This is a genomic window from Bacteroidota bacterium (assembly GCA_013360915.1).
Taxonomy (GTDB): domain Bacteria; phylum Bacteroidota; class JABWAT01; order JABWAT01; family JABWAT01; genus JABWAT01.
The window spans coordinates 476,792-502,492 of the sequence record JABWAT010000002.1 but is presented as its reverse complement, the minus strand read 5'-3'; the positions used below and the strand labels follow the sequence as shown (position 1 = coordinate 502,492).

At 49.9% G+C, this 25,701-nt stretch carries 20 protein-coding genes; 2 read left to right on the top strand and 18 right to left on the bottom strand.

Going from position 1 to position 25,701, the window contains the following annotated elements:
• Positions 1 to 336: 336 nt before the first annotated feature.
• Positions 337 to 1,194, top strand: a complete 858-nt coding sequence (locus HUU10_05845; GenBank protein NUQ81117.1) for a TonB family protein — start codon at positions 337 to 339, stop codon at positions 1,192 to 1,194.
• On the opposite strand, the gene HUU10_05840 is transcribed toward HUU10_05845, so the two are convergent.
• The 15 genes from HUU10_05840 to HUU10_05770 form a co-directional block, all read right to left on the bottom strand.
• Positions 1,189 to 1,884, bottom strand: a complete 696-nt coding sequence (locus HUU10_05840) for an SDR family oxidoreductase (protein NUQ81116.1) — start codon at positions 1,882 to 1,884, stop codon at positions 1,189 to 1,191. The genes HUU10_05845 and HUU10_05840 overlap by 6 nt on opposite strands.
• Complete coding sequence (gene folE, locus HUU10_05835) at positions 1,881 to 2,501, bottom strand: GTP cyclohydrolase I FolE (protein ID NUQ81115.1); 621 nt, start codon at positions 2,499 to 2,501, stop codon at positions 1,881 to 1,883. Before folE ends, HUU10_05840 begins: the two co-directional genes overlap by 4 nt.
• On the bottom strand, positions 2,452 to 2,880 hold the full coding sequence (locus tag HUU10_05830) for a 6-carboxytetrahydropterin synthase (protein NUQ81114.1): 429 nt from the start codon (positions 2,878 to 2,880) through the stop codon (positions 2,452 to 2,454). The genes folE and HUU10_05830 overlap by 50 nt, the downstream gene beginning before the upstream one ends.
• 25 nt (positions 2,881 to 2,905) lie before the next feature.
• Positions 2,906 to 4,258, bottom strand: a complete 1,353-nt coding sequence (locus tag HUU10_05825; GenBank protein ID NUQ81113.1) for an FAD-dependent oxidoreductase — start codon at positions 4,256 to 4,258, stop codon at positions 2,906 to 2,908.
• Positions 4,245 to 5,564, bottom strand: coding sequence for a ribosome biogenesis GTPase Der (gene der, locus HUU10_05820; GenBank protein NUQ81112.1), 1,320 nt, complete (start codon positions 5,562 to 5,564; stop codon positions 4,245 to 4,247). Before der ends, HUU10_05825 begins: the two co-directional genes overlap by 14 nt.
• Positions 5,561 to 6,838, bottom strand: coding sequence for an AI-2E family transporter (locus HUU10_05815; protein ID NUQ81111.1), 1,278 nt, complete (start codon positions 6,836 to 6,838; stop codon positions 5,561 to 5,563). Before HUU10_05815 ends, der begins: the two co-directional genes overlap by 4 nt.
• Positions 6,835 to 7,563 carry a polysaccharide deacetylase family protein gene (locus tag HUU10_05810; GenBank protein ID NUQ81110.1) on the bottom strand — a complete coding sequence of 243 codons (729 nt, stop codon included), beginning with the start codon at positions 7,561 to 7,563 and terminating at the stop codon, positions 6,835 to 6,837. Before HUU10_05810 ends, HUU10_05815 begins: the two co-directional genes overlap by 4 nt.
• A complete protein-coding gene (gene dut, locus HUU10_05805) occupies positions 7,526 to 7,975 on the bottom strand; it encodes a dUTP diphosphatase (protein NUQ81109.1) in 450 nt (149 codons plus the stop codon). The genes HUU10_05810 and dut overlap by 38 nt, the downstream gene beginning before the upstream one ends.
• On the bottom strand, positions 7,975 to 9,090 hold the full coding sequence (ald, locus tag HUU10_05800; GenBank protein ID NUQ81108.1) for an alanine dehydrogenase: 1,116 nt from the start codon (positions 9,088 to 9,090) through the stop codon (positions 7,975 to 7,977). The genes dut and ald overlap by 1 nt, the downstream gene beginning before the upstream one ends.
• Before the next feature lie 66 nt (positions 9,091 to 9,156).
• Positions 9,157 to 10,404 (bottom strand): insulinase family protein, encoded by a 1,248-nt coding sequence (locus HUU10_05795; GenBank protein ID NUQ81107.1) that lies wholly within the window; start codon positions 10,402 to 10,404, stop codon positions 9,157 to 9,159.
• Between the two features lie 53 nt (positions 10,405 to 10,457).
• Positions 10,458 to 12,554 (bottom strand): polyribonucleotide nucleotidyltransferase, encoded by a 2,097-nt coding sequence (locus HUU10_05790; protein ID NUQ81106.1) that lies wholly within the window; start codon positions 12,552 to 12,554, stop codon positions 10,458 to 10,460.
• A gap of 105 nt (positions 12,555 to 12,659) precedes the next feature.
• A complete protein-coding gene (rpsO, locus tag HUU10_05785; GenBank protein ID NUQ81105.1) occupies positions 12,660 to 12,929 on the bottom strand; it encodes a 30S ribosomal protein S15 in 270 nt (89 codons plus the stop codon).
• 128 nt (positions 12,930 to 13,057) lie between these two features.
• Entirely contained in the window at positions 13,058 to 13,588 is a 531-nt protein-coding gene (locus HUU10_05780; protein NUQ81104.1) for a phosphatase PAP2 family protein, read from the bottom strand.
• A gap of 85 nt (positions 13,589 to 13,673) precedes the next feature.
• Positions 13,674 to 14,255, bottom strand: coding sequence for a phosphatase PAP2 family protein (locus HUU10_05775; GenBank protein ID NUQ81103.1), 582 nt, complete (start codon positions 14,253 to 14,255; stop codon positions 13,674 to 13,676).
• A 4-nt stretch (positions 14,256 to 14,259) separates the two neighbouring features.
• The gene (locus HUU10_05770; GenBank protein ID NUQ81102.1) at positions 14,260 to 16,344 is read right to left on the bottom strand and encodes a carboxy terminal-processing peptidase; all 2,085 of its coding nucleotides are present in this window, start codon (positions 16,342 to 16,344) and stop codon (positions 14,260 to 14,262) included.
• Positions 16,345 to 16,505: 161 nt separating this feature from the next.
• On the opposite strand from HUU10_05770, the gene HUU10_05765 reads away from it, so the two are divergent.
• The gene (locus HUU10_05765) at positions 16,506 to 21,962 is read left to right on the top strand and encodes an alpha-2-macroglobulin family protein (protein NUQ81101.1); all 5,457 of its coding nucleotides are present in this window, start codon (positions 16,506 to 16,508) and stop codon (positions 21,960 to 21,962) included.
• Here HUU10_05765 and HUU10_05760 read toward each other — a convergent pair whose 3' ends face one another.
• From HUU10_05760 to HUU10_05750, 3 genes are read right to left on the bottom strand one after another with little or no spacing between them, the layout of a single operon-like run.
• Positions 21,963 to 22,601, bottom strand: a complete 639-nt coding sequence (locus HUU10_05760; GenBank protein NUQ81100.1) for a response regulator — start codon at positions 22,599 to 22,601, stop codon at positions 21,963 to 21,965.
• Positions 22,601 to 24,481, bottom strand: coding sequence for a M1 family metallopeptidase (locus HUU10_05755; GenBank protein ID NUQ81099.1), 1,881 nt, complete (start codon positions 24,479 to 24,481; stop codon positions 22,601 to 22,603). The genes HUU10_05760 and HUU10_05755 overlap by 1 nt, the downstream gene beginning before the upstream one ends.
• Positions 24,474 to 25,697: an ABC transporter permease gene (locus HUU10_05750; GenBank protein NUQ81098.1), complete on the bottom strand. Its 1,224-nt coding sequence runs from the start codon at positions 25,695 to 25,697 to the stop codon at positions 24,474 to 24,476. Before HUU10_05750 ends, HUU10_05755 begins: the two co-directional genes overlap by 8 nt.
• Positions 25,698 to 25,701: the final 4 nt, after the last annotated feature.

Genomic DNA, 25,701 nt, shown 5'->3' with positions numbered 1-25,701 from the left:
AACATCCCCACACTTTATCCGGAATTTTTTCCCACACTTCCCGATCGGAGTGGAACCGAAAAATAAAAACGCTTCCAACCCCGACTACCCATTCATTTTACCAAAAAAGTGTCTTCCTTCATCATTCTAAGGTTGATTTAATGATTCAGATCACTAATCTTTGTCGATATCTGAGTAAATATCTTAGCAGCATATCTTAATTAAATTCTGTCTAATTATTTATTTATTAAGTAATCAACGAACAAGCGTTTAACTTATTTAACTGTACGAGCTTTAATAGGCTTATCGACTACCATATCACCTGCAGCATGTCTGATTAATTTCAGGGATATCATCATGAACAGACCGACAACCATCCTGTTAATATTTCTCCTTTCTTTACCATTGGTCACCAACGGCAGAACCTACCTTGATGACGAAAATGGAAGAATCAGTGGAAAGGTGGTAAATAAAACTTCAGAATCTGGTTTGTCTGGGGTCACCATTATTCTTTTTGAGGATGGAGCGGTCAAATTTTCCACCAGAACGGATCAGAATGGCAATTTCAGTTTCGTAAACATTCCGGCAGGTGCCTACCTGATTACTGCTAAGAAGAACTCCTATTCAGACTTTGCAAAGACCATCAGGGTGAATCCGAAATTCACACTGAAACTTAAACTCGGTATGGAATCACTTGAGCAACCTTCACGGCCCGTTTTAACCGCTGTCTCGGCTCCTAAATCGGAGCCCATGTCAAAATCAGCGGAACGCAGGCAAGCCGATGCAACACAGGCTCCGGGAGCTGCAAGTGGTACCCAGGCCTCTCCTGAAACAGCCACGGCTTCTGCAACACCCGGGACGGCCAAAGAAGATGCTGCCGAGGAAGGTGAAATTTTCATTGATGAAACCGATGTGGTCGAGATGGTGGAAAATCCCGATCAGCAACCCGAACCGGTTGGAGGAATCGGAGCGATTATAAAAGCCATCGTATATCCTCCGATGGCCATTCAGCGTAAACTGGAAGGAACGGTCCTGATTAACGTAACCGTCAATCAGTATGGGGATCCCACTCAGTGCGTGGTTATCAGGTCTGTGGATCCCACCCTCGATGAAGCCGCAGTAGAAACCATTTACCGGTCCAAGTTTATTCCGGCCAGTCACAGAGGGAAAGCGGTGGTTTCTTCCGTCGCCATCCCTGTGAAATTCAAATTATAGATCGCCTGCAACCGGCCTGAGAACAATGTCCTCAAGGACCATGTTGTTCTCCAGGTCCACGGCCTGACCAATTACCTTCGCCACATCAGCGGCTGTCATGAGCCGTTTTTCCTCCACCCCTGTACCCACCCAGGAGTTTGTAAAAGCCGCCCCCGGATACACATTCGTTACCCGGATGTTCCACTTCTTAAACTCTTCCCGCATGACTCCAGCCAATCCGTCCTGGGCTGATTTAGAGGAACAGTAGGCACCCGATCCTGTGAAGGGACGTTTTGCTGCAACAGAGATGACATTAATTATCTGGCCGGTGCCCGCCTGTCTCAGAACAGGAAGTATACCTTTCATTAACAGAAAGGTAGATAATGTATTGGTTCTCCACTGTTCTTCAAACACTGCGGGGCTCAAATCCTCAAGAGTGGACTGGACAAACCGGCCGGCATTGTTAACAAGAACCGAAGGGGTTGTTTTTCCGGCCAGAAACTCGTTAAAAAAACGTCTGACATCTGCTTCATCAGAGGCATCACCAGCAAATCCCTCAACCTGACCGGGAAATTCTGCTTCAAGGCTCAGCAGATCAGCAGACGTTTTAGAAAAGGCATAAACGTGCCAGCCTTGCCGGGCAAACCAACGACAGGTCTCTCTGCCGATTCCCTTACCCGCTCCCGTTACAATCACCCCACCAGGTTTCATAGATTGGAGTGCCTGATCAACCGCATAAATTCGGAACGTGTGGACTGATCGGTCAGGAATACACCAGACATGGCCGAGGTGGTGGTGATGGAATTTTGTTTTTCCACACCCCGCATCATCATGCACATGTGGCGGCCTTCAATCACCACGGCAACCCCCTGTGGTTCCAGCACTTCCTGCAGAGTATCCTTGATCTGCTGGGTCATTCGTTCCTGTACCTGCATCCGACGGGCAAAGACATCCACCAGTCTGGGCAACTTGGATAGCCCAACGATTTTACCATTTGGGATATAGGCAATATGGGCCTTCCCAAAAAAAGGCAGCATGTGATGTTCGCACATGGAATAGAAATCGATATCCTTTACCAGCACCATTTCATCATACCGCTCTCTGAACAGGGCGCTTGTCAGGATGTCAACCGGATTTTGCTGATAACCGCTTGTGAGAAAGCGGAGCGCCTTCGCCACCCGCATGGGAGTCTTCTGTAAACCCTCCCGTTCAGGGTTTTCTCCCAATTGCCCGATGATGTGTTCCATCCCGGATGCAATTGTTTCCAGCCGTTTAAGTTCATCCGGGGAAAGGTCCGCGGTAGTCGACAAAGTTTCTTGGTGTTTCATAAAGTCGGATGTTGTAGAGTTTAGCAGTTTTAAAATGGGGTTCGAGACGGTTCCAGAATGCAATTACCAGATTTTCTGCTGTCGGAATCACACCAGAAAGCCAGGGAACATCCAGATTCAGATGCCGGTGGTCACAATCCTGAATGATCACTTCCTCGGCAAGATCTTTAATCTCCTTCAGATCAATCACATAGCCGGTTTTTAAATCAACAGGTCCGTAAACCGTGATCTCTATTTCGTAATTGTGACCATGACCATTCGGATTGTTGCAAAGCCCGAAAATCCGGTTATTCTCTTCATTTGAAAACTGCGGGTTAAAGAGTCTGTGGGCCGCATTAAAGTGAAGCTGACGGGTTACATAAACCCAGGATGTATTCATAAAAGGCCAAACAAATCAGTGTTCATTAACGGTTCCGTTTAATCATTTTTTGTGCCTTTGAAGCAACCATCACAAGAGGGTTAACTCTGGGAGCAATCATCGGATGGTAGGCATAACCGGTGTGAATCAGATCCTGCAGTGTGAGCTGGTGGTTCACTGCCAGAGAAAGCAGATTCAAAGCCGACATACATCCTTCCGGACCCGAAACGGCACCACCGGTAATCAGTTGAGACCCTTTTCTGAAGAAAAGAGTCAGCAGCATGGTTCCCTTCCGGGGATCGGTTCTGCTGAACGGTGAGATCTCCATGGTACAGTCCAGACCATCTTCTTCATCCAGAAAACCCACCGAACCCGTTTCGGTATCCCACAAGCGCAGCACGACCGGAAAAACAGGGACTTTCCAGGGTGAATCTGTTCCAATAATGGATTCAGCCGCTTTTCTGGCCATGGCCGCCGCACGGGTGGCCAGTTGCAGGTCCCGATCTCTGGTCCATGCGGATTTCCCAGAAACTCTCGCCCCATCACCAATTGCAAAAATCCGGTCCGAGCTGGTTTTCATTTTTCCATCCACCAGAAAATAACCATCCTGATCGGTTCGCAGATTTTCCAGGCCCGAAATTCCTGATGGTGGTTTAACGCCTGCAGCAAGAATCACCAGATCGGCCGGAACCCGATCCCCTTTGCCAATCTGAATTCCGGTTATCTGGTTTCCCTCGGTTACGGGCGACCAGTCATTGGTTCCGGAAATCACCTGAACCCCATTTTTCTGCAATAAACCAGAAAGTCGCCGGCTGTGCGTTTCAGGAAGCATGCGGGATAGAATATCCTTGTCTTTTTCAACCAGAACCGCACGTATTCCCCTTCTGGCAAGGGATTCCGCCATTTCACAACCAGCAAGCCCGGCGCCGATTACCACCGCATTCCGGACGGTCTGAGACTCCAGGAATTGATGCAGCCGTGCGGCTTCATCCCACTGTCGGGTAGTGAAAACATTGCTGCCTGTGAATGGTTGGATGGGCTCCACGCCAGTGGCCAGTATCAGGTAATCCCAGTGGGTGGTTTCTTCTGTGCGGAAAATGGTATGCTTCCAGGTGAGTTGGCGGCGTCTGATATCGATGGCGGTTACAACCGAATTGGTATAAACCTGAACCCCTTTTTCTGAGGAAAACCGTTCCGGAGTGTAAACAATGAGGTCCTGAGGGGTGCCTGCACGACCATCGGTCAGGTAAGGAATGTCACAGACTGAATAGGAAATTACCGGTTGCTTTTCGATCAGGGAAACCCGGCAGCGGGGTTCAAGACGTTTCAGATGAGCGGCTGCGGCAGTCCCTGCTGCCACTCCTCCCACAATTACCACATGTGGTTTACTGGTCCGCATCCGGATTCTTGCTTTTAAACACCATTCTTACCGGAACACCACTCAGGTCATAGTTCGACCGGATCTGCCTTTCCAGAAAACGACGGTAGGCATCATCGATGAGTTTGGGGAAATTGGTAAAGAAGCCGAAAACAGGAGGCTCTGTCCCCATCTGTGTGATGTATTTAATCTTGATCTGCTTACCCATGGTGGCGGGGGGCGGCGTCTTCTGAATGACCGGCAGAAGAAATTCATTCAACTTTGAAGTTGAAATTTTTAATCGTCGGTTTTCCTGCACCTGAATGGCCAGATCCAGCAATTTAAGCAGCCGCTGTTTTTCATGGACACTGACAAACATTACCGGGACAAACCGGTTGGTTCCCAGTCTGGCCAGAATGTCGGCCTCCATTTCACGGTAGGTTTTATGGGTCTTTTCGATCAGGTCCCACTTATTTACTGCAAGGATGATTCCCTTCCCCAACCGGATGGCTTCACTGACCACGCGTAAATCCTGATCGGTAATGCCCTCACCTGCATCGGCCAGCACAATCACCACGTCGCTCCGTTCCATGGCACGCTGAGTACGGACGGTGGAGAAAAATTCGATCGACTCCCTGACTCTGCTTTTTTTCCTCAGGCCAGCAGTGTCGATCAGAATAAGGTCATGACCGAAATACTTAAACTCAGTATCAACCGAATCGCGGGTGGTTCCTGCAACCGGACTGACAATCTGCCTGTTTTCACCCAGAAAGGCGTTCACCATGGAAGATTTGCCCACATTCGGGCGACCGACAATGGCAATTTTTAAACGAGGATCTTCCGGAACCAGTCCGGTGGCAAAGGACGCGGTCAGGCGGTCCAGAAGGTCACCAATATTCAACCCCTGAACGGCAGATATACCGATCGGATCTCCAAGAGCCAGTTTATGAAACTCATAGATATCGCCCACCCGGCCATTGTCATCCACTTTGTTGACCACGACAAAAACGGGTTTGCGGGATTTCCTCAATTCGGTGGCAATCAGTTCATCATGACGGGTAATGCCTGTCTGGGCATCCACCAGGAATAACAATACATCGGCCTGCCGGACGGCCAGCTCGGATTGTTCCCGGATGGCGACTTCCATTTCATCCCGCGAATCGGGTACAAAGCCACCGGTATCAATCAGGGTGAAGGGTTTACCTGCCCATTCTCCTGTTGCAATGTGACGGTCACGGGTCACACCCGGCATATCGTGCACAATCGCCATCCGGCGACCAAGCAACCGGTTAAAAAGGGTCGATTTGCCCACATTCGGGCGGCCGACAATGGCAATAACCTGACTCATGAAACGGACCCTTTTCTGCCGCGGGTCCCCGAGGCTGACTGTCTGGCGAATTCCTGGTTTTTGATTTCGAGCCAGTCTTTAAAGTACGTGTTAAGGGCAGCGGTGAGCGGAATCGCAATCAATAATCCAAGCATGCCCAGGAAGTAACCGAAAATGGAAATAGAAAGAAGCAGAATCACAGGATGCAATCCGACCCGATCACCCAGAATTTTAGGTGTCAGAATAAAGTTCTGGATGGCCGAGCTTCCCAGAAAAGTGGCCACCACCACCGTGGCATGGAACAGAAAATTTGGGGAGGAGGTACATAACAAGACCCCAATCACCAGCATCAGAATCACTCCCACGTAGGGAACCAGAGACAGGAAAAGGAATCCGATTGAAAGTACCAGCGCATATGGTGTGGAGAAAATCAGGAAAGGAACCAGACAGATCACGCCTCCGATAAAGGCAATCAGCAACTGACCCCGCACATAAGTGGCAATAATCTGCTGAAGCTTACGGCTGTGAAATTCAACCCACTCCCTGCGTTCATCCGGAATAAACCCCTGAAACCGGTGAATGAGCTCTTCATAATCCCGCATGAAATAAAACAGCAGAAATGGCAGAAACACCAGCATCAGAACCACGTTGGCCACCACATTCAGCAAGGTGGGAAAATTGGTAACCAACCCATCTGAGTCAAAGAGGTAGTTCTGCAAAGATGGTATCAGCTGAGTATTGTATTTCGTCAGAATGACGGTTGGATCCAGCCCCAGATTCATCAGAACCGACCGGACTTCCGGATCGGCCAACAAGGATGGAATAAACTCCGAAATGGATTTGGCATGGGTACTCAGAGACTTAACCTGATCGATGAGAATGGGACCAATTCCAAATCCGACCAGAGTAAGCCCACCCAAGAAGATCAAAGTAACAAGCATGGCTGCCAGTCCGGCCGGAATACGAAAATGGCGCAACCAGGACATGATGGGTGCCATCAGGTAGGCCACCATAAACGAAATAATAAACGGGACCAAAACGATCCGCAATTCAGAAATGATATAGATGAGCAGAATAAAAACAAGGGCATACAGGATGCTTCGGGCAGCCTGATGGTGCTTATGAGGCCATAAAATGATGGCAATCAGACCTGACAGAACAAATGGTCCGGTCTCAACGGGAATCAGGAAGGCAATGGCAATGAGAATCACGCAGGCTGCCACCATGGCAACCATGGCCAGCAGGTCCGGACCTTTGCCATCGGGTAATTGGGGAATCAGGCTTTTTTCACTCATTTAGAAAGCATTTGTTTTAGCGATTGAACAGCAATGGTGCCCGACGCACACGTATTGATAAACCAGAGTCTGGACATTTCAACCGGGTGGCGGTTCAGTTTGTTAATGATGGTCCGGTTTGAGTCCCACCGGTAAACCGACAGGACCCGTCTGACCCGTGCTGTCTGGTAACGGTTGCTGAAAAACTGATCATAGCCACAGTCGCCTGCCAGTGAGATCACATCAGAATTAAACCGGCCAAACGGCAGAGACAATCCGGTGATTTTCCGTCCGGTGATCTGCTCCAGTTCATCCCGGCTTTCTGTCAATTCTTTCCTTTGCTCGAGGACTGGTAAAACGGTCAGCGCACGGTGAGAACGGGTATGTGACAGAATGATCCATCCCTGGTCGGCCAGCGTTCTGATTTCACCGGCGTTCAGATGTTTTCTCTGGCCGCCGCCGGGACGTGTATCCCATGAATTCGACCCTCCGGTGGCCTGGGTAATGATACTGACCCACCGGGTGAAAGGCTGAAGCAGGTTTTGAACAGATTCGTTTAACAGACAGTCGTAGCCATCATCAAACAAAAATCCTGTTCTGGTTTTCATAACTTCAGGAATGGTGGCAATGGACCTCAACCGATCGGCCGGAAGAACATTTAACGTCCAGTCGAACCGGTCTCCGATATCATGGAAACCGAGAATGGGGTCAATGCTTGCCGGTATGTCCGAATCCACCTTCACCACGCCGGGTTACGGACAGTGAGGATGCCACTTCCCATTCCACTCTGCTTACCGGGGCAATGATCATCTGAGCGATCCGGTCACCCCGGTGAACGGTAAAGGACTCCTGACCGTGATTTACAAGAATCACCATGACTTCACCCCGGTAATCGGCATCGATGGTGCCGGGTGCATTCAGGACCGTCACGCCGTTTTTGGCGGCAAGTCCGCTTCGCGGCCTTACCTGCGCTTCAAACCCGGCTGGAAGTTCCATGGAAAATCCGCAGGGAATCACCCGTCTGTCACCGGGGTTCAGAATGACAGGTTCAGCAACCGCCGCCCGCAGGTCCATCCCCGCAGACTGGTCGGTTGCATAACCAGGAAGCTCCAGGTCTCCGAAGTGAGACAATTTCTGAAAGTGGACGGTAACACCCATCAGGCCAGCACCGATTCAACCGGATGAAGGGTCAGACCAAAAGCATCTGCCACGCCGCCATAGACCACTTTTCCGGCCACCACGTTTAACCCGAGCAGCAACTCGCGGTTATCCGAGCAGGCCTTCTTCCAGCCCTTGTTAGCCAGCTGAAGTGTATAGGGTAAGGTTGCGTTGTTAAGCGCAATGGTGGATGTGAAAGGAACGGCTCCCGGCATATTGGCCACACAGTAATGAATCACACCATCTATCACATAAGTTGGGTTTTCATGGGTGGTTGGGGTACAGGTTTCAATACATCCTCCCTGATCAACCGCCACATCGACCACCACTGCACCCGGGCGCATTTCCCTGATCAGGTCCCGGTTGACCAGTTTGGGGGCTTTCGCTCCGGGCAGGAGAACCGCACCAACGACCAGATCAGCATTTATAACAGCCTGCCGGATGTTATATGCATTGCTCATCACCGTTCTGACGTTTTTAGGCATGATGTCATCCAGATAGCGCATCTGGTCTATATTGATATCGAGAAGGGTCACATCGGCACCCATTCCAGCCGCCATTTTGGCCGCATTCATGCCCACAACACCACCTCCGAGTATCACCACCTGTGCAGGTGCAACCCCAGGAACGCCGCCAAGCAGAATGCCCCGGCCACCCATGGCCTTTTCAAGGTATTTGGCCCCTTCCTGAATGGCCATCCGGCCTGCCACTTCACTCATGGGAGTCAGCAGCGGAAGGCTTTTATCTGTCTTCTGGACGGTTTCGTAAGCAATGGCAATGCATTTGCTTTTAATCACGGCGTCGGTCAGTTCGCGTGATGCAGCAAAGTGAAAATAGGTGAAGATGATCTGCCCTTCTCTGAGCATTGGATATTCTGGCTGAATCGGTTCCTTCACCTTCACAATCATATCGGCCTGCTGGTAAATTTCAGCCGGCGTCGGAAGTATTCTGGCTCCGTTCGAAATATAATCAACGTCTGCAAATCCGGACCCCTCTCCTGCATGACTCTCAACCAGAACGGTATGCCCGGCCTGTACCAGTGCATGAACGTTCATTGGAGTGAGACCCACGCGGTTCTCCATCGTTTTTATTTCTTTTGGGACTCCGATAATCATAGTGGTTCCTTCATGGTTTTTTGCGTGAATTCAGACTTGTCAAGTTAATCGGGCAGGTAGGCAAAATCAACCTTCCCCGATGATATCAACCCTTGATAACCCCGTGGTCAGCGGGTATTCATCGAGCCATTTCCGGATGTCATTCACGGTGATGGATTCGATTTCAGCCACCTGCTCTTCAAATGTCTGGTAGTGCCCGAGGGTCAATTCGGTACGGCTGAGAATCTGATGGCGTGCGGTGAGACTTTCGGAATTGATCAGAAGATTGCCACGCATGGCTTTTTTCTGCATTCCGAGTTCCCTCTCACTGATTCCGTCGGTCTGCAGCCGGTCAAGTTCCTGGTCAATGAGAGAATTTAACTTCTTTGTTTTGCCCGGTTCGGTGGCCGCATACACCGAAAAGGCACTGGTATCAGAATAAAAATTAACCGACGAGTAAATGTGATAACAAAATCCGTACTTTTCCCTGATCCGCAGATTGAGACGCGAACTCATTCCGCCTCCCAGACAATTGGAGACCAATAACTGAACCATGGAGGCACGGTCATCAACGGAAACCCCTTTTCGTCCCAACATCAGGTGGCTCTGACTAATCGGCTTCCTCATGGGTTCCGAAGACACTTTAGCGGGAATCACCCCTGAGGTAACCACCGGATCAACCGGTTGGTGAAATGCACCCAGATCCCGGGTAAACCGGTTCAATTGTTTATCGAGGAGATCGCGGTTGAACCTGCCGGTAACGGTAATCAGAACAGAGTCCGGTTGGTGATGGGAGTGAATCAGCCGGTGACAGTCACCAATACCGATTTTTTCAACCGTTTCACGGGTTCCGATTACCGGATGTGCCAGACCGGTTCCTTCAAACAGGACTTCTTCAAACCAATCGTTGATGAAATCATCCGGTGTATCTTCAATTCCCATCAGTTCATCCAGAACCACCTGTCTTTCCTTATCAAGGTCGGACGGCCGGATAACCGGGAAGAAAACCAGATCGGTCAGAATATCGATGGCTTTTTCCTGAAAGTCAGAAGGAACCCTGGCATAGAAGCAGGTACTTTCCTTATCGGTGACTGCATTGATATAACCACCCACCGATTCAATCCCATGGGCAATCTGATGAATTTTTCTTGAACGGGTACCTTTGAAGACCAGGTGTTCGACCAGATGAGAAACGCCCGCAACCCGGGGATCCTCAATACGGCTACCGCCTTTTATCCAGATACTGATCAGAACAGACTGAGCCCAGGGAATCTCCTCCGCAACGACCTGAAGACCGTTGGGTAACCTGAACCGATGAAAAGTGGTGGTGATCATAGAAAAAAAAAGCCCGCCTCTTCAGACGGGCTTCCGGTTTGTGAACCAATTGGTCAGTTTTGAGGTTCCGGCTTCGGCATCAGGGCTTTGCGGCTGAGTTCCAGTCGCTGGCCATCCACTTTCATCAGTTTAACCTCAACAATTTCACCCACTTTCAGGACATCTTCCACCCGCTCAGGACGTTTGTGGTCTACGGCTGAAATGTGCAGGAGGCCTTCCTTTCCTGGTGCAATTTCAACGAATGCGCCAAAGTTGACGATCCGTTTAATCACTCCGCGGAAAATTTCTCCTGGTTCAAAGACACCTGCGATGGTCCGGATTCGGCCGATGGCCTTATCTGCGGCTTCACCGTTGGGTGCAGCAATGGTTACGCGACCATCGTCTTCGATGTTAATTTCAACTTTGCATTCATCAATAATGGCCCGGATGTTTTTACCGCCTGGTCCGATCACCATTCCGATGGTATCAACTGGAATGGTAATGGTAAAGAGTCTCGGAGCAAAGGCCGACAATTCGTTCTTATGAACGTTGATGGTGGAATTCATCTTACCCAGAATGTGCTTGCGTCCGGCAAGGGCCTGGTGAAGAGCTTTTTCCATAATTTCAAGCGTGATTCCGGTGATCTTGATATCCATCTGAATAGCAGTGATACCATTTTCAGAACCGGCCACCTTGAAGTCCATATCACCCAGATGATCTTCATCACCCAGAATATCGCTCAGAACGGCATAACGGGACCCTTCCTTTATAAGACCCATGGCAATTCCGGCCACAGGCTTTTTCAGAGGAACCCCGGCATCCATCAGCGCCAGTGAGGCTGCGCAAACGGTGGCCATCGAGGAGGAGCCGTTTGATTCAAGAATATCAGACATCACCCGGATGGTATAAGGGAATGAGGTTTCTTCAGGAACGACCTTTTTAACAGCCCGTTCGGCCAGATTCCCGTGTCCGACTTCCCGGCGGCCAACGCCGCTCATGCGACCCACTTCACCAACCGAAAACGGAGGGAAATTGTAGTGAAGCATGAATCGTTTATTCGAAGATCCCATGATGTCGTCAATGGACTGCTCGTCCTTTTTCGAACCAAGTGTAACCGTCGTCAGAGACTGGGTTTCACCACGGGTAAAGAGCGACGATCCGTGAGAACGCGGAATTAAACCAATTTCGATGGAAATCGGACGGATGGTCACCAGATCGCGGCCATCGAGCCGTTTGCTTTCGCTCAGGATCATTTCCCGCATGATCTCATATTCGAAATCGTGCATCAGGGTAAAGACTTCCTTCTGGAGGTCTGCATATTTTTCGGAAAGTGACGCCCAGGTTTCGTCCTGTATCTGCTTACGGCCATTATTCCGTTCCTGTTTGGTGGTATCCTTGTGATACAGGTCGGACAGGCGCTGATAGGAAAGAGCCTTTACCGCATCGAGCAGTTCCTGATTGACCGGCTTGATAACCAGTTCTTTCTTGACAGGTTTAACTTCTGCGGCCATTTCGCGCTGAATGGCATTTACCTGGCGGATGACACCGTGAGCGAATTCAATTGCCCGGAGCATATCGGCTTCGGATACTTCATTCATTTCGCCTTCCACCATGACAATGGAATCATCAGAACCGGCAACAGTCAGATCGAAATCGGATAATTTCAGCTGGCTGACCGTCGGGAACGCAACAAACTCGCCATTGATCCGCCCGATTCTGACTTCGGTGATCGGACCATTGAACGGGATATCTGACACCACGAGGGCAGCGGAAGCTCCGATGCCACCCAACACATCCGCATCATTTACCTGATCGGATGAAAATACCGATGCCACCACCTGGGTTTCTGAACGGTACCCTTCAGGAAACAACGGACGCAAAGCCCGGTCAATCAGACGGGCGGACAAAATTTCTTTTTCTGAGGGTTTTCCTTCGCGTTTGAAAAACCCGCCGGGGATTTTACCGGCTGCACTTGCCTTTTCCCGGTATTCAACCTGAAGCGGGAAAAAGTCATTGTTGCTTCCGTCATCAGTGGAAGCGCATACCGTGGTTAACACCATGGTATCTGCCAGACGGACCATAACGGCTCCGTTGGCCTGGCGGGCCACACGCCCGGTTTCGATGGAAAGCACCCGTCCATCAGGAAGGGTCATTTGTTTACTGACGATCATTCGTATCTCCAACAGACAACATGTCTGGTATTTGTAGGTTTTTTTGTGAATTGAATTCGGGGAGAATAAACGAAAAAGGGGAAGACCTTCCCCTTTTTCCCTGAATTATTTCCGGATTTCCAGTTCGGCAATGATGGTCCGATACCGGTTGATATCCTTCTTCATCAGATAATCAAGCAACCGCCGGCGTTTTCCGACCAGCAGCATCAGCCCACGGCGCCCGGAGTGATCTTTCGGATTACTTTTCAGGTGATCCGTAATATCATTGATCCGACGGGTAAAAATGGCAATCTGAACCTCGGTTTTACCCGTGTCCTTCGCACTTGAACCCAATTTTCCGATGATTTCAGTTTTAACAGAACTTTCTAAGCTCATTCTATCTCCAAGAATCCAGTTTACCAGTTAATCGATTGCGAAGGCGATTATGATGGTAAGCCTGCAAGATAGGAAAACGATCGTTTGGAAACAAATAAAAACCGGTTAAACCGGTCATTGGGAGGTGATCAGGCCGGAAAGCCGGTTATGAGGCTGGCGACTCCGCAACTGAACAGGCCAAGCGCAAAACCAACAAGCACGTCGGTGGGGTAATGAACGCCGAGGTAAACACGGGAGACTGCCACCAGTACCACAAATCCGGCCAGAAATGGAATGGCTACCGGGAACATCATTCCAAAGGCGACCGCTGCCACCGTGGCTGCAGCCGTATGTCCGCTGGGAAACGAGTATTGATCCGGCGGAATCACCAGATTAACGATATCGGCATTTTTCTGAAAAGGACGAGGGCGGGTGGTTCCCGATTTAATCAGTTTATATGAAATCAGTTCAACAGAGAATGCAATAACGGTAAACAGCATCCATTCAACGGACAATCCCGTCAGACCGTAAACTGCCAGGGCCGCCAGCACATAGAGGTAACCATCACCAAGGGATGACATCAGCTTCATAAACCGGTTCAGACGTTCCGTCCGCCCGGAAACCAGTTTCCATATCCACTTCTCATCCCATCGCTGAAGTCTGACCAGCATTTCGCTCATATCATTGACCTTCTCTTAACACTTACAAAGGTCAGGAACCAGTTTCAAGCAGAAATTACGGGAATGTTAAGAAATGTTACGTGATTCAGGAGGCGTTCAGCGGGAACCAGCCGCTGATGGCAGGAGGAAACAGGGGCTCCAATGACCCGGCAAGCAGCCAGGCCATCGCAACCGAGAAGATGCCAAGGAGAACCCCAACGATGACATCGGTCGGATAGTGCACCCCGAGATAGACTCTCGAAAACCCGACCAGGGCCGCAAAAACAATAAATACCGGGGTTGCAGGCGGATATCCCACCGAAAAAATAATGGCAGAGACGGTGGCAACCGCTGTATGCCCGCTCGGAAAACTGTATTGATCAGGGGGAGCAACCAGATTCTTGATTCCAGGAAACCGGTTAAAGGGTCGGCGCCGGCCACTCAGATTTTTAATGGTCAGCTGGAAGGTCATTTCGATGATATACGAAAAAAGGGCGGTCAGGAACCACCGGAAGGTGACCGTTACAGTTGCGAATTGCCAGACCGCAAGAACCGGATACAGCCAGCCATCGCCGGCGCGGGTCATCAGCTTCATGAAACGGGTAAAGCCAGACTTTCTCCGTTCCATGATCTGAGTGATGATCCGGCGGTCCCAGATCATCACCTTATTGCTGATCCGCTTGAACATGAAGTCAGCGTCCGGTCAGTGCAGCAGCGAGATCGTGACCAATCCAGGCGGCCTCGATCAGTACCGGATCGGATTTCTCGTCGGTTCCCCGTTTTTTACGTTCTTCATTCCGAAGTTTGTTTTTCTCCGTCTGCAGGTCCCGTTCCTTTTCCATGGCTGCACGGTTCAGTTTAACCACTTTCCGTTTTTCTTCTGCCTGGTTTTCGTTTTTATCGGAAAGGATCCATGAAAACTCCGGATTGGCGGATCGTCTGGATTCTGATTGACGGGTCAGCTTCCCGATAACCGGCTCCAACTCCCTGACGGGTTCATACTTCGCAGGTGCGATCGCATCCCAGGGAAGTGCATTTTGTTCGGTCCGCTCACCAACCTCTGATGAAAAAACCGATACCGGGAATTCAATATCCGGAGTGACTCCCTTCATCTGGGTAGATCCGCCGTTGACCCGGTAAAATTTGGCAATGGTATATTTCAACTGGCCGAAATCACCCGAGGAAGGACCAGCAATGTACCTTCCAAGATTATCGAGTGTCTGCACGGTTCCCTTTCCGAAGGACGGTTCACCGATGATAATTCCACGGCCATAATCCTGAATGGCTGCTGCAAAAATTTCTGAAGCAGACGCGCTGTAACGGTCAATTATCACCACCAGCGGACCATTCCAGACCACACCCTCATTGGTATCTGTGTTGATGTTGACCTTGTTGTTATAATGTCTGACCTGCACCACCGGACCCTGATCGATAAAAAGACCAGTGAGTTCAACGGCTTCATCGAGGGAACCACCGCCATTCCGCCGCAGATCCATCACCAGGGAGGTGATTCCGGCGGTTTTCATCGAATCGATCAGCATGGCCACATCTCTTGTGGTGCTCTTAAAGTCGGGCCGGCGTGCGTTTCTTCCTTCGAAATCAGTGTAGAAGGTCGGCAAATGAATGATTCCGGCTTTCTCTTCCCTGCCGTTAACCTTAATGGGAATGATTTCACTTTTGGCAGCCTGTTCTTCAAGCTTGATTTTGTCGCGAACCAACCGGATGGTGTAACCACCCCCGGGAACGGGATCTCCATCGTGAACCAGCAGCAACCGGACCACGGTACCTTTGGGACCACGGATCAGCTGAACCACATCATCCACTCTCCATCCCACCACATCAACCATTTCACCTTCATCTCCCTGCCCCACGGCCAAAATCCGGTCTTTTGGTTGAATGGTCTTGCTCATGGCTGCCGGACCACCCGGAATCAGTTCTCTGATCTGAACATAATCATTGTCCTGAATTAACTGTGCGCCAATTCCTTCGAGGGACAAACTCATGTTAATGCGGAAGTTCTCAGAGGTTCTTGGTGAGAAGTAATTGCTGTGAGGATCGAGTGATTCAGTATAAGCATTCATAAACAGTTGAAACACTTCATCGCTTTTATACCGGTAGGACTGCTTCAGTAAATTACGGTATCGCTTTTTCACTGTTTCGGCGGCCAGGGAATCTTTTCCATTCACCATCACGGAAAGAATTTCATATTTCACCCGCTGGCGCCAGTACTGATCCTGTTCGGCCTGACTGGTAAACCAGCCGGCTTCTTCCCGATCGACCAGGAAATCCTCGTTTGCATCATAGTTGAAAGCACTGTCCGAAACAGACAGGGCGTAGGACATCCGGTTCCGGAACCGCTCAAGAAAACGGTTAAAAACGGTGAAGACAGGATCGAGCTCTCCGCCGGTGATCATGTCATCCAACCGGTACCTCAGTGATTCAAATTCATTGATATCGGACTTGAGAAAATATAAGCGGGAGTAGTCCATCGACTTCAGAAAATGCTGATAGATGGCTGCAGAAAGTGAATCATTCAGCGGGCGTGGGGCGTAATGGTTTTTCGACAGAATGATGCTTGAAAACTTGGCGACCGACGGGTGATTCGGCTTCAGGGCCAAGGTCACCGACGAATCACTTCCCTGAGCGGAAGGCCTGGTATCGGGTGCAGATGCCCACACCACATTGTTTCCGTGATCGGGAAATGAAACCACATGAAGAACCACTGCCAGCACGGCAGCGAATACGAGTATACTGAGTCGGGTCATCCAGTTATCCATAGATTATTACAGGGTCATCAGACGTTATTCTTTTCTGTAAAGTTTCATTAATTCCCGATTAAAAACAAAACAACCCCGGTTTTATGAAGCGGCTATCACAGCGGAATCGTTGACGATAAAGAGCTCATTTTCTATTTTCCCACTTTATCCCGGGGAAAAAAATGAAAAAACCATCAACTGCTCTGCTGTCATTCAGCCAGAAATGGCTGGTTGCGTCCTTTTTAATCCTGTCATCCTGCAGTCCGTCCTCCGTCATCGAAATTGACGATGTTTCCTTTGGAGAAGAGGTTCTGCCCGGGGATCGACTGGAAGTCACCTTTAATAACGACCTTGCACCGGACTCCCTTCAGATGAGCTGGATGCCGGCTCCGTTTCTGACCATCACTCCCGAGGTTGCCGGATCCTTCAGATGGTTAACTTCCGACAAGGTGGAATTCGTTCCGCTGAATGGTTTCAGGCCATCCACAAAATATACCGTCACTCCAGGGCCTGGGCTGGAACGCCTGCTTCCCGGGGGTAGCAACAAAACGGTCAATCTCTCACAGAAATTTGAATTTCATACACCATGGATGAATCTGAAGGGTACCTCTGCCATCTGGATGGCTGCAGGTCCGGCTTCTTCAGAAAACAGGCTGAGAGTCCGGCTGCTGTTTACCGAAACGGTTCTGCCGAACCAATCAGGAATAACCCTACGGCAGGATGACAAGCCGATACCGTTTACTATGATTCAGGAAGAACCCGGTGCCGAACTGGTTCTGGATATCCTTCAGTCGAAACTGGTCTCGTTGACCTCGGACCTTGAGGTGACCCTGCCCGCAGGTTTTAAGAACAACAACGGTTCATATCAGTTACCGGAACCGCTGGAAGGCAAGGTATCTGTTCCCCCGCAAACCCGACTCGAAATACTGGCTTTAACTCCGGTGGTTGAATCAGGGTCCCCCTCGCTCTCCATTCAAACCAATCAGGAAGTGATTAATTCAGATCCGGAAGCACTCATTACCATTTCGCCGTCCATCCGGTTTCAGGTCATCCGGGAAAACTGGGGACTTTCCATAACCGGGGATTTTGATTTTGGCCAGACCTACTCAATCACCTTGTCTGATCAGCTCAAAGGACCCTTCGGGCCTCTGCAATCGGCCTTTAAATCGGGGTTTACGTTTGCAACCCCAACCCCATCCATCCGGCTCACCAATCCGAAATCCATTTACCTGAGTACCGAGGGCGGGCAAACCATCGGGCTGGAAATCACGGCGATCAATAAAGTCAGGGTGATTACCCGCAAAGTGTTTGCAAATAATCTGAAGGCGCTTCTCAGTTATGCCACCGAAAATGACTATTACGACTATGAGGATGAAGGGGTATACCAGCGACGGTTCGACCAGTATGTGTTCCGTTGGGTTGCTCACCGGTCCGATTGGGTTTCTACCATCCGTGACGAGGAGATCAAAGTTGCTTCCATGCCTTTTAAAAATGGCAGGCATCACTATCAGTTCAAGGTTCCCCCGGCCGATGATTTCAAAGGAATGTATCTCATCGAAATGTACGGAACCGATGATCCGGATGAGCGCGTGGTGTTTGGAGTTGCCTATTCAGATGTTGGACTAATTGCCAGGATGGATCCGCTCGGCAACCTGACTGTATTCACCAACTCCCTGAAAACGGCGCAGCCATTGGGGCAGGTTTCCCTGTCGGTACTTTCCCACAACAATCAGTTGATGGCAACAGGCAAGACCGGATCTTCCGGATCGGCCACATTCCCCTCGCTGTTAAAAAACCCGTATCAGTTCCAACCGGAAATGATAACCGCCGAGACCGCCGATGGCGGGTTCACGTTTATCATGCTTTCAGATACAAGAACCGATCTTTCCCGGTATGATGTGGCCGGTTTTACCGAAAACCAGACTGGAATGATGGGCTTTATCAATCCTGAAAGGAATCTGTACCGGCCAGGTGAAGCCATCCGGTATTCCGTGATTATCAGAGACCGGGAATGGAAACCTGTTAAAAAAGTCCCCTTCCGGGTTGTGGCCGTGCTTCCGGATGGCAACCAGTTTTTATCAGAACGGAAGGAAACCGATGAAACCGGTGATTTCACCGGGACCATTCCGACCCATGTCAGTTCACCCACCGGGAAATGGCGTGTGGAAATTTACTCGGCCGACCAGATCCTGCTGAATTCTGAAACCTTTTTTATTGAAGAGTTCATACCTGACCGGATTCTGGTTCAGACTTCTCTGGACAAGTCTTCCTACAAGCCGGGAGATGACATCAGCCTAAAAGGAACCGCCACCAACTATTTTGGTCCGCCTGCAGCAGGCCGGAAATTTGAATCGGAACTGTCCATTTATCCGAAACCTATCCATTCAAAGCAGTTCTCTTCCTACTCATTCAAACTGGTAACCCGAACCGATCTGACTTTCGAGGAGGTGGTAAATGAGGGTGAAACCAATGAAAAAGGTGAGTTTGGAGCCACTTTCACTGTTCCTGACGGTTTCACGAATATTGGTTTGCTTGAAGGACGGATATTTACAACTGTCTTTGATGAAAATGGAAGACCGGTTAATAAAATCAACCTGGTCAATCTGCCAACGCAGCCCTACTTTGCTGGTTTGGGAGAATTTGAATCCTACCCCGCCACCAATGAAAAACTGTTTATTCCGCTGGTGGCAGTAAACGAGCAAGGCGAGCCTCTCAATGCAGCCAAGCTCACAGTAAAAGTGATCAGAACCATTTGGGAATCCGCACTGGTCGAGAACAGCTGGGGTGGACGCCGGTTCGAGACACGCCAACGAAAAATTGTCCTTTCCGAACAGACGGTCACCTCTCAGACAGATGGAATCGTCTTTCCGTTTACTCCCACCACCACCGGATCTTATGAAGTACAGGTAGGTTTACCAGGCTCATCCACCTATGTGAGCGGGTGGTTTTATGCTTATGCATTCGGAACCTCGGGCAGCGGCGCCTTTGCCACCAATCAGGAAGGACACGTGGAAATTGCAGCCGATAAAGAAACTTACTCGCCCGGCGATCAGGCCAGGCTGATGTTCAACACTCCGTTTCCCGGACGATTGCTGATTACTCTTGAACGGGAGAAATTGTATGACCATTTCTGGGTGGACACCGATAAGAAAACAGCCGTTCTCGATCTGAAAATCAAGGAAGAATACCGACCCAATATTTTCGTATCGGCTACCTTGTTCAGGGCACTGGATGATGGATCCATACCGGTAACGGTTGCCCATGGATACCACTCAATCCGTGTATTGAATCCGGATCAGCGGTTACCTGTTGAAATTAAGGCAGTGGCTGAAAGCCGAAGCAAAACCAAACAGCGCATCACCGTAAAAGCCGGCAACAAGGCAGGGACCTCGGTCACAATTGCTGCGGTCGATGAAGGCATTCTTGCCATTAAAGATTTTAAAACCCCAGACCCTCTCACCTGGTTTTTCCAAAAGCGGAAACTGCAGGTAGAGGCCTTCGACATGTATCACCTGATCTATCCGGATCTGACCTTCAGGACATCAAGTGCGGGCGGAGATAAATACAATCTGGCCAAGCGGATCAATCCGCTGACAGCCAGGCGGGTAAAACTGGTTTCTTTCTGGAGTGATAAACTGAAGACCGGAAGTGATGGCACGGTTTCCTTTGATATTGATATCCCTGATTTTTCAGGGAAACTCCGGTTAATGGCGGTTGCCCACCATGGAGATCAGTTTGGAAATGCAGAGGCAGCCATGACAGTTTCTGATCCTGTGGTTCTTTCGACAGCCCTGCCCCGTTTTATGGCACCTTCCGATACCGTATCGATGGGAGTGATGGTCTCGAACACCACGGCAAAACCTCTGTCCATCCAGCTGATGGTAAAAACCGATGGTCCTCTCACCCTTCAGGACCGGGTGCCGGTGCAGATGAATCTCCCCGCCCAATCCGAAAAACAGGTTTTTGTCCGGATTTCTGCCAAACCGGTTACCGGGACGGGAAAAGTCGTCGTTTCGGCAACAGCCGGATCTGAAAACTGGTCGCAGGAAACCGAGTTGTCCATCCGTCCCACGGCTGCCTATCAGACGAGTCAGCTGACCGGCGTGGTGGCACCAGGAGAGACCAAAACCCTTTCAGGATACTCGAAGGACTGGTTGCCTGGTTCCCTATCGGGAAAACTGGTGGTGGGTCCCCTTCCCGGATTGGATGTATCCAGACTGGTCAGTGAGGTGGTTAATTACCCATACGGTTGCAGTGAGCAAATCACCTCGAGAGGATTTGCCATGCTCAACTATGAACAGCTGATCAAAACCACGGGAATCAGATTACCAGGAAACCAGCCGGTCCTTGAACTCATCACCGAATCGATCAGAATGCTGGAGAGCCGGCAAACATACAGCGGTGGTATCTTATTGTGGCCCGGAACGAACTCTCCCGACCTGTGGACATCGGTTTATGCAGCACATTTTCTGATTGAGGCCAAACGCGCAGGTTATGCAGTCGACCAGAAAATTCTCAATAAATTGAAGGATTTTGTCCGCTCGGTCAGTCGCAACAGGGAAAATGAGAAAATTTATCTTTATGAAGGAAGCACTCCGAAATGGATCACGGTTCCACGCCGTGTTAATCTGTACGGTCTTTTCGTTCTTGCCCGTGATGGCGACCCGGATGTCGGTTCGATGAATTACTACCGAAGCAATCTTAAAGAGCTGACCACTGAATCCAGGATTCTGCTGGCTTCGGCCTATGGTCAGAACGGAGATCTGGTAACCTTCAGCTCCCTGCTGCCTGTGGGTCTTGGCGGGAAAGAAATGCCCCGGGAATCCGGCCAGACCTGGGCCTCTGACACCAGAAACCTGGCTATGAACCTGTATGCCATCCGGTTGGCCGATCCTTCCCACTCCAGCGTGGTGTTGCTACAAACGAGTTTAAGCAACAAACTGAAACAGGAAAAATGGTTCAGCACTCAGGAAATCAGTTTTATTCTGCTGGCAGCCAGGGTTTCTGAAGCACAGTCGAAGGCAGATTTTGCTTCAGTAAAAATCACGGGTGTTCCAACCGAGAAGGAATTCAATGAAACACCTGTGTCCGTTTCTGTTCTGCCCGAATCAGCCATTAAACTGGTCGGCGGATCTGGAAAAACACCCACCCCTTATACGTTGTTGCTCACTGGTATTCCGGTCGGGACCGACCCCGAACCATCCGATGCTGGTCTGGTAATCAGGAAGCAATTTTATGACCGTCAGGGCAGTCCTTTATCGGGAAACAGGGTTGAACAGGGAGATCTGGTGGTGATTAAACTGACCTTACAGAATACGACTGGCAACCCCATCAGCAATGTGGTGATCAATGACCTGCTGCCCGCCGGATTGGAAATTGAAAATCCAAGGTTGAAGGGCAAAAACGACATGAGCTGGTTGGGTGAATTTGATCAGGCCGATTATCTCGACATCAGGGACGACCGGATTCTGTTGTTTACCGAAGCACCGTCCAGCAGGAAGATGACGTTTTACTACATGGTCCGTGCGGTAACGGCCGGTGATTTCAAGTTACCGGGTGTGGTGGCAGAGGCCATGTATTCACCTGGTTTCCGGTCGGTGACCGAAACAAACCGGCTGAAAGTCCAGGCCAGAAAATAATCAGGAGTGATGATGGATTTCCCCGGCTGCCAGTTCCTGCTGACAGTCGGGGCAAATCGATTCGGAAAAGGATGCCTGAGTGTGCGACTGGACGTAGCTTTCCACCTGCTGCCAATATCCGCTGTCATCACGGATTTTTTTACAATTGGCACAGATGGGAAGTAATCCCTTGAGGGTTTTGATGTTGTTGAGCGTGTCGCGAAGATCTGAAATGGTTTGTTTGCGACGGTTTATCGCATGTTTGAGCCGGAGAGCAGCTTTTACCCTTGCCAGCAGCTCAATTTTGCGGATGGGCCGGCTCAGATAATCATTCACACCCACTTCGAACGCGGGTGACAGGAATTCCTCGACTGCATGTCCGGTAAGAATAATAATGGGGATGTCACGCAGTTCTTCATCCGATTTTATCCGGGCGCTCGCATCGATTCCACCCATTCCCGGCATGGAAATGTCCATCAGAATCAGATCCCACACCATTGAATTCCGTTCATTCTGAAGAATGGCCAGGGCTTCCTCACCGGATCGTGCCAGAACAATGGAGGAAAAGTCGAACTTTTTCATCAACCGGCTGATGGTTGCCAGGTTCTCTTCAGAATCATCAACAATCAGGCATTTTCCGGTTTTCAGGTCAGTCAGCATCAGGGTGTGAACTTTAAGATACCATCAATGGTGTTTACACTGACAAAGTGATAACCGGGCCGGGCCTTTGAATAAACTTTCAGGGCCCATTCCAGTCCTTCAGGTGTCGATGCAAGTTTTTCATAAAGTGGCTTGAGGAATTTGCGCCGCCCGACTTTCATCAGGAACGCCTCCAATACAGGTTTTGCCGGCTCGTAACCCACATCAATCGAATGACCCAGCCATTCAGCCAGGATTTCCGAATTTCCTGATCTGGAAAAACCGAATGCTTTATCCAGTTCAGCCATCCGGCTGTTTCTCTGATCATGAGGAAGTTGTCTCAGGAAATACAACCATTCCGGTGTTGTCCATGAAGCAGTATTCAGTTTATTTGACGGTGTGCCTGATGCCCAACCGGCCACCTGTTTGTCAACTTCCATCAGTTTTTCGGATTGATAGACGACCGCATTCTGGGGAATACCGGGTTTGTAAATCCAGGTTTCAGCATCAATTCTGCCAGCAAGAGCAGTGTCCCCTGCAATCAGTTTCCGGTTAAAGAAATCCAAAAACTGTTCTGTGGTCACCGAGGTGAAGGCATGGGTGGTGAAATAGTCTTTCAGGAAGGCATCCCAGCGTTCTCTGCCGGCTTCCCTTTCACAGACCCGAAGGAAATTGGCACCTTTTTCATAGGCAATGTCAGAAACCCCTTCATCCGGATCGCGCCCAGCCAGATCGAGTTTCAGTCGTGTATCGGGATGATCGGGTCCCAGTTCACTGATGGTTTCCTTAAGGCCGTTAAAAGAAAGTGTTTGTTCCATAACAGCAAAATCACGTCCATAGACCGCTTCCATGATGCGACCTTCAAAATAGACGGTGAATCCTTCATTCAGCCAGAAATCATCCCATACTGCATTGGTCACCAGATTACCGGACCAGCTGTGAGCGAGTTCATGTGCGACCAGTGCCACCAGGCTTTTATCACCCGCCAGAATGGTTGGGGTGGCAAAGGTTAACCGGGGATTTTCCATACCGCCAAAGGGAAAACTGGGAGGAAGCACAAGAATATCATATCGGTCCCACAAGTAGGGACCATAGAGCGATTCAGCGGCTGTGATCATTTTACCGGTGTCAGAAAACTCACGGGATGCCGACTCAATCACTTCTGGTTCAGCATAGACACCCGATCGGTGGTCAATGGGTCTGAATTCCAGATTTCCCGCTGCAAGTGCCATCAGGTAAGATGGAATGGGCTGGTTCATCCGGAAAGACCAGAATCCTGAGGAATCGGGCTGATCGGGGTTCGAGGCGCTCATCAGCACACGAAGTCCGTTGCTTGTCTTCACTCTGGCAGAATAGGTGAAGCGTACCTGTGGTGCATCCTGAAGCGGAATCCAGGTACGTGCCAGAATGGCCTGAGATTGGGTAAAAAGAAAAGGATGTGATTTACCCGCTGTCTGTGCGGCCGTCAGCCATTGTAATGCACCTGCATCAGGGCTGGTCTCATACCGGATTGAAACTGTAGGATGATCCGGATTAACCGGAATAGACAGGGACTGCCCGAAAATGGGGTGTGAAGATCCGAGTAAAACCGGAACCTGTTCTTCACCCGATACCACACCCGAGATATTCAATCCGCGGGTATCGAGGATCAGTGTATCGGCTTTGGAGTGAAAGGTGAGATCAAAGGTGGCCGTTGCACTGATCACCTTGCTGTCAAAGTCAATAAATGCTTCCCAATCGAGGTGCCTGACCGACACCTGTTCAGGATTCGAAAAGGAGTGAGGGTCGTTCATATAACTCACCGGTTCGCTCTTTTTTTCTGGTTGACAAGCCCAAACCAACACCGGAATGGCAAATAAAAGTAAGTGGTTTTTTCTGATTCTCATAATGGTTTTATTCATAGCGAAGTGCTTCAATCGGATCAAGATTTGCGGCTTTCATGGCCGGATAAATGCCAAAAACCAGACCAATCAAGGTACAGACTGTCAACCCGATCAGCGCCCAGTCCCAGGGAAAGACAGGTGCAATATCGAGGAGAACCGATACCAGATTCCCCCCAGCAACACCAAGTATAATCCCGAGAATTCCGCCGATCTGCGATAAAATGACCGCTTCGTATAGAAACTGACGAAGAATATCTGAACGGAGTGCACCAACCGATTTCCTGATCCCGATTTCTCGGGTCCGTTCGGTGACCGAAACCAGCATGATGTTCATAATACCGATGCCCGCAGCCAGCAGGGCGATGAAACTGATACCGGCAGCAGCAAGTGAAAATACAAGCGTAAACTCACGAAACGTGGTAATCAGACTTTCATTGCTGAATATTTCGAAATCGTTATCCTCTCCGGGAGGAACTTTGCGGATGGTTCTGAGAATACCGGTTATGTGTTCAACCACATCTTCAAAGGTTTCTGCTGAGGGGGCCGTAATGGCAATACTGAAATCATCTTCATTGAATAACTGAGCAAAGAGACCGATGGGAATCATCAGAAAGTTATCCTGGGACATTCCAAAGGAATTTCCCTGTCTTTCCAGCCGGCCAATGATGATAAATTGTTTCCCCCTCAACCAGACTGGCTGTCCCACCGGATCAACCTGGGGGAACAGTTTGGCAGCCAGTTCATCCCCGATCAGGGCCACAGGGCGGTCGGCAAGGATTTCTTCCTCAGAAAAATTCCTGCCATCAGCAAGATATTTACCCAGTGCGGGTAAAGTGGCTTCATCCCCTCCGGTAATGGTAATCACCGGTCTGGTGGTTTCGAACCGGGACCGGACCATTTCACCACCCTGATCCTCGGTGATAGACACATATTGTGCCAATTGGTTTCTTTGTTTGACCAGCTGACCTTGCTGAAGGGTGATATCGCGGCGGTTCCGGTACTGCCACCGGGTGGCATGGCCCATTTGAATGGCAGGATATTTCTGGATTACAAAGGAATTGGTACCCAGAACACTCAATCCGGAGTTGATGGATTGCTCAAGGGTCCGGACTGCTGTCATCACCGATATGACCGAAAAAACCCCGATGACTATTCCCAGAATGGTCAGAACAGACCGGAGTTTATTAGCCCGTATCGAATCGAGTGCAGTCAGAAGGGCTTCACGGAATTCCATGAGA

Excerpts from the sequence above, each read along its gene's own strand:
- HUU10_05775 (NUQ81103.1), bottom strand. The coding sequence starts at position 14,255 with ATGTTCAAGCGGATCAGCAATAAGGTGATGATCTGGGACCGCCGGATC.
- HUU10_05795 (NUQ81107.1), bottom strand. The coding sequence starts at position 10,404 with ATGATCACCACCACTTTTCATCGGTTCAGGTTACCCAACGGTCTTCAG.
- dut (NUQ81109.1), bottom strand. The coding sequence starts at position 7,975 with ATGGGTGTTACCGTCCACTTTCAGAAATTGTCTCACTTCGGAGACCTG.
- HUU10_05840 (NUQ81116.1), bottom strand. The coding sequence starts at position 1,884 with ATGAAACCTGGTGGGGTGATTGTAACGGGAGCGGGTAAGGGAATCGGC.
- HUU10_05845 (NUQ81117.1), top strand. The coding sequence starts at position 337 with ATGAACAGACCGACAACCATCCTGTTAATATTTCTCCTTTCTTTACCA.
- folE (NUQ81115.1), bottom strand. The coding sequence starts at position 2,501 with ATGAAACACCAAGAAACTTTGTCGACTACCGCGGACCTTTCCCCGGAT.
- ald (NUQ81108.1), bottom strand. The coding sequence starts at position 9,090 with ATGATTATCGGAGTCCCAAAAGAAATAAAAACGATGGAGAACCGCGTG.
- HUU10_05780 (NUQ81104.1), bottom strand. The coding sequence starts at position 13,588 with ATGAGCGAAATGCTGGTCAGACTTCAGCGATGGGATGAGAAGTGGATA.
- der (NUQ81112.1), bottom strand. The coding sequence starts at position 5,564 with ATGAGTCAGGTTATTGCCATTGTCGGCCGCCCGAATGTGGGCAAATCG.
- HUU10_05770 (NUQ81102.1), bottom strand. The coding sequence starts at position 16,344 with ATGGATAACTGGATGACCCGACTCAGTATACTCGTATTCGCTGCCGTG.
- HUU10_05765 (NUQ81101.1), top strand. The coding sequence starts at position 16,506 with ATGAAAAAACCATCAACTGCTCTGCTGTCATTCAGCCAGAAATGGCTG.
- HUU10_05825 (NUQ81113.1), bottom strand. The coding sequence starts at position 4,258 with ATGCGGACCAGTAAACCACATGTGGTAATTGTGGGAGGAGTGGCAGCA.
- HUU10_05815 (NUQ81111.1), bottom strand. The coding sequence starts at position 6,838 with ATGAGTGAAAAAAGCCTGATTCCCCAATTACCCGATGGCAAAGGTCCG.
- HUU10_05760 (NUQ81100.1), bottom strand. The coding sequence starts at position 22,601 with ATGCTGACTGACCTGAAAACCGGAAAATGCCTGATTGTTGATGATTCT.
- HUU10_05830 (NUQ81114.1), bottom strand. The coding sequence starts at position 2,880 with ATGAATACATCCTGGGTTTATGTAACCCGTCAGCTTCACTTTAATGCG.
- HUU10_05755 (NUQ81099.1), bottom strand. The coding sequence starts at position 24,481 with ATGAATAAAACCATTATGAGAATCAGAAAAAACCACTTACTTTTATTT.
- HUU10_05750 (NUQ81098.1), bottom strand. The coding sequence starts at position 25,697 with ATGGAATTCCGTGAAGCCCTTCTGACTGCACTCGATTCGATACGGGCT.
- HUU10_05790 (NUQ81106.1), bottom strand. The coding sequence starts at position 12,554 with ATGATCGTCAGTAAACAAATGACCCTTCCTGATGGACGGGTGCTTTCC.
- rpsO (NUQ81105.1), bottom strand. The coding sequence starts at position 12,929 with ATGAGCTTAGAAAGTTCTGTTAAAACTGAAATCATCGGAAAATTGGGT.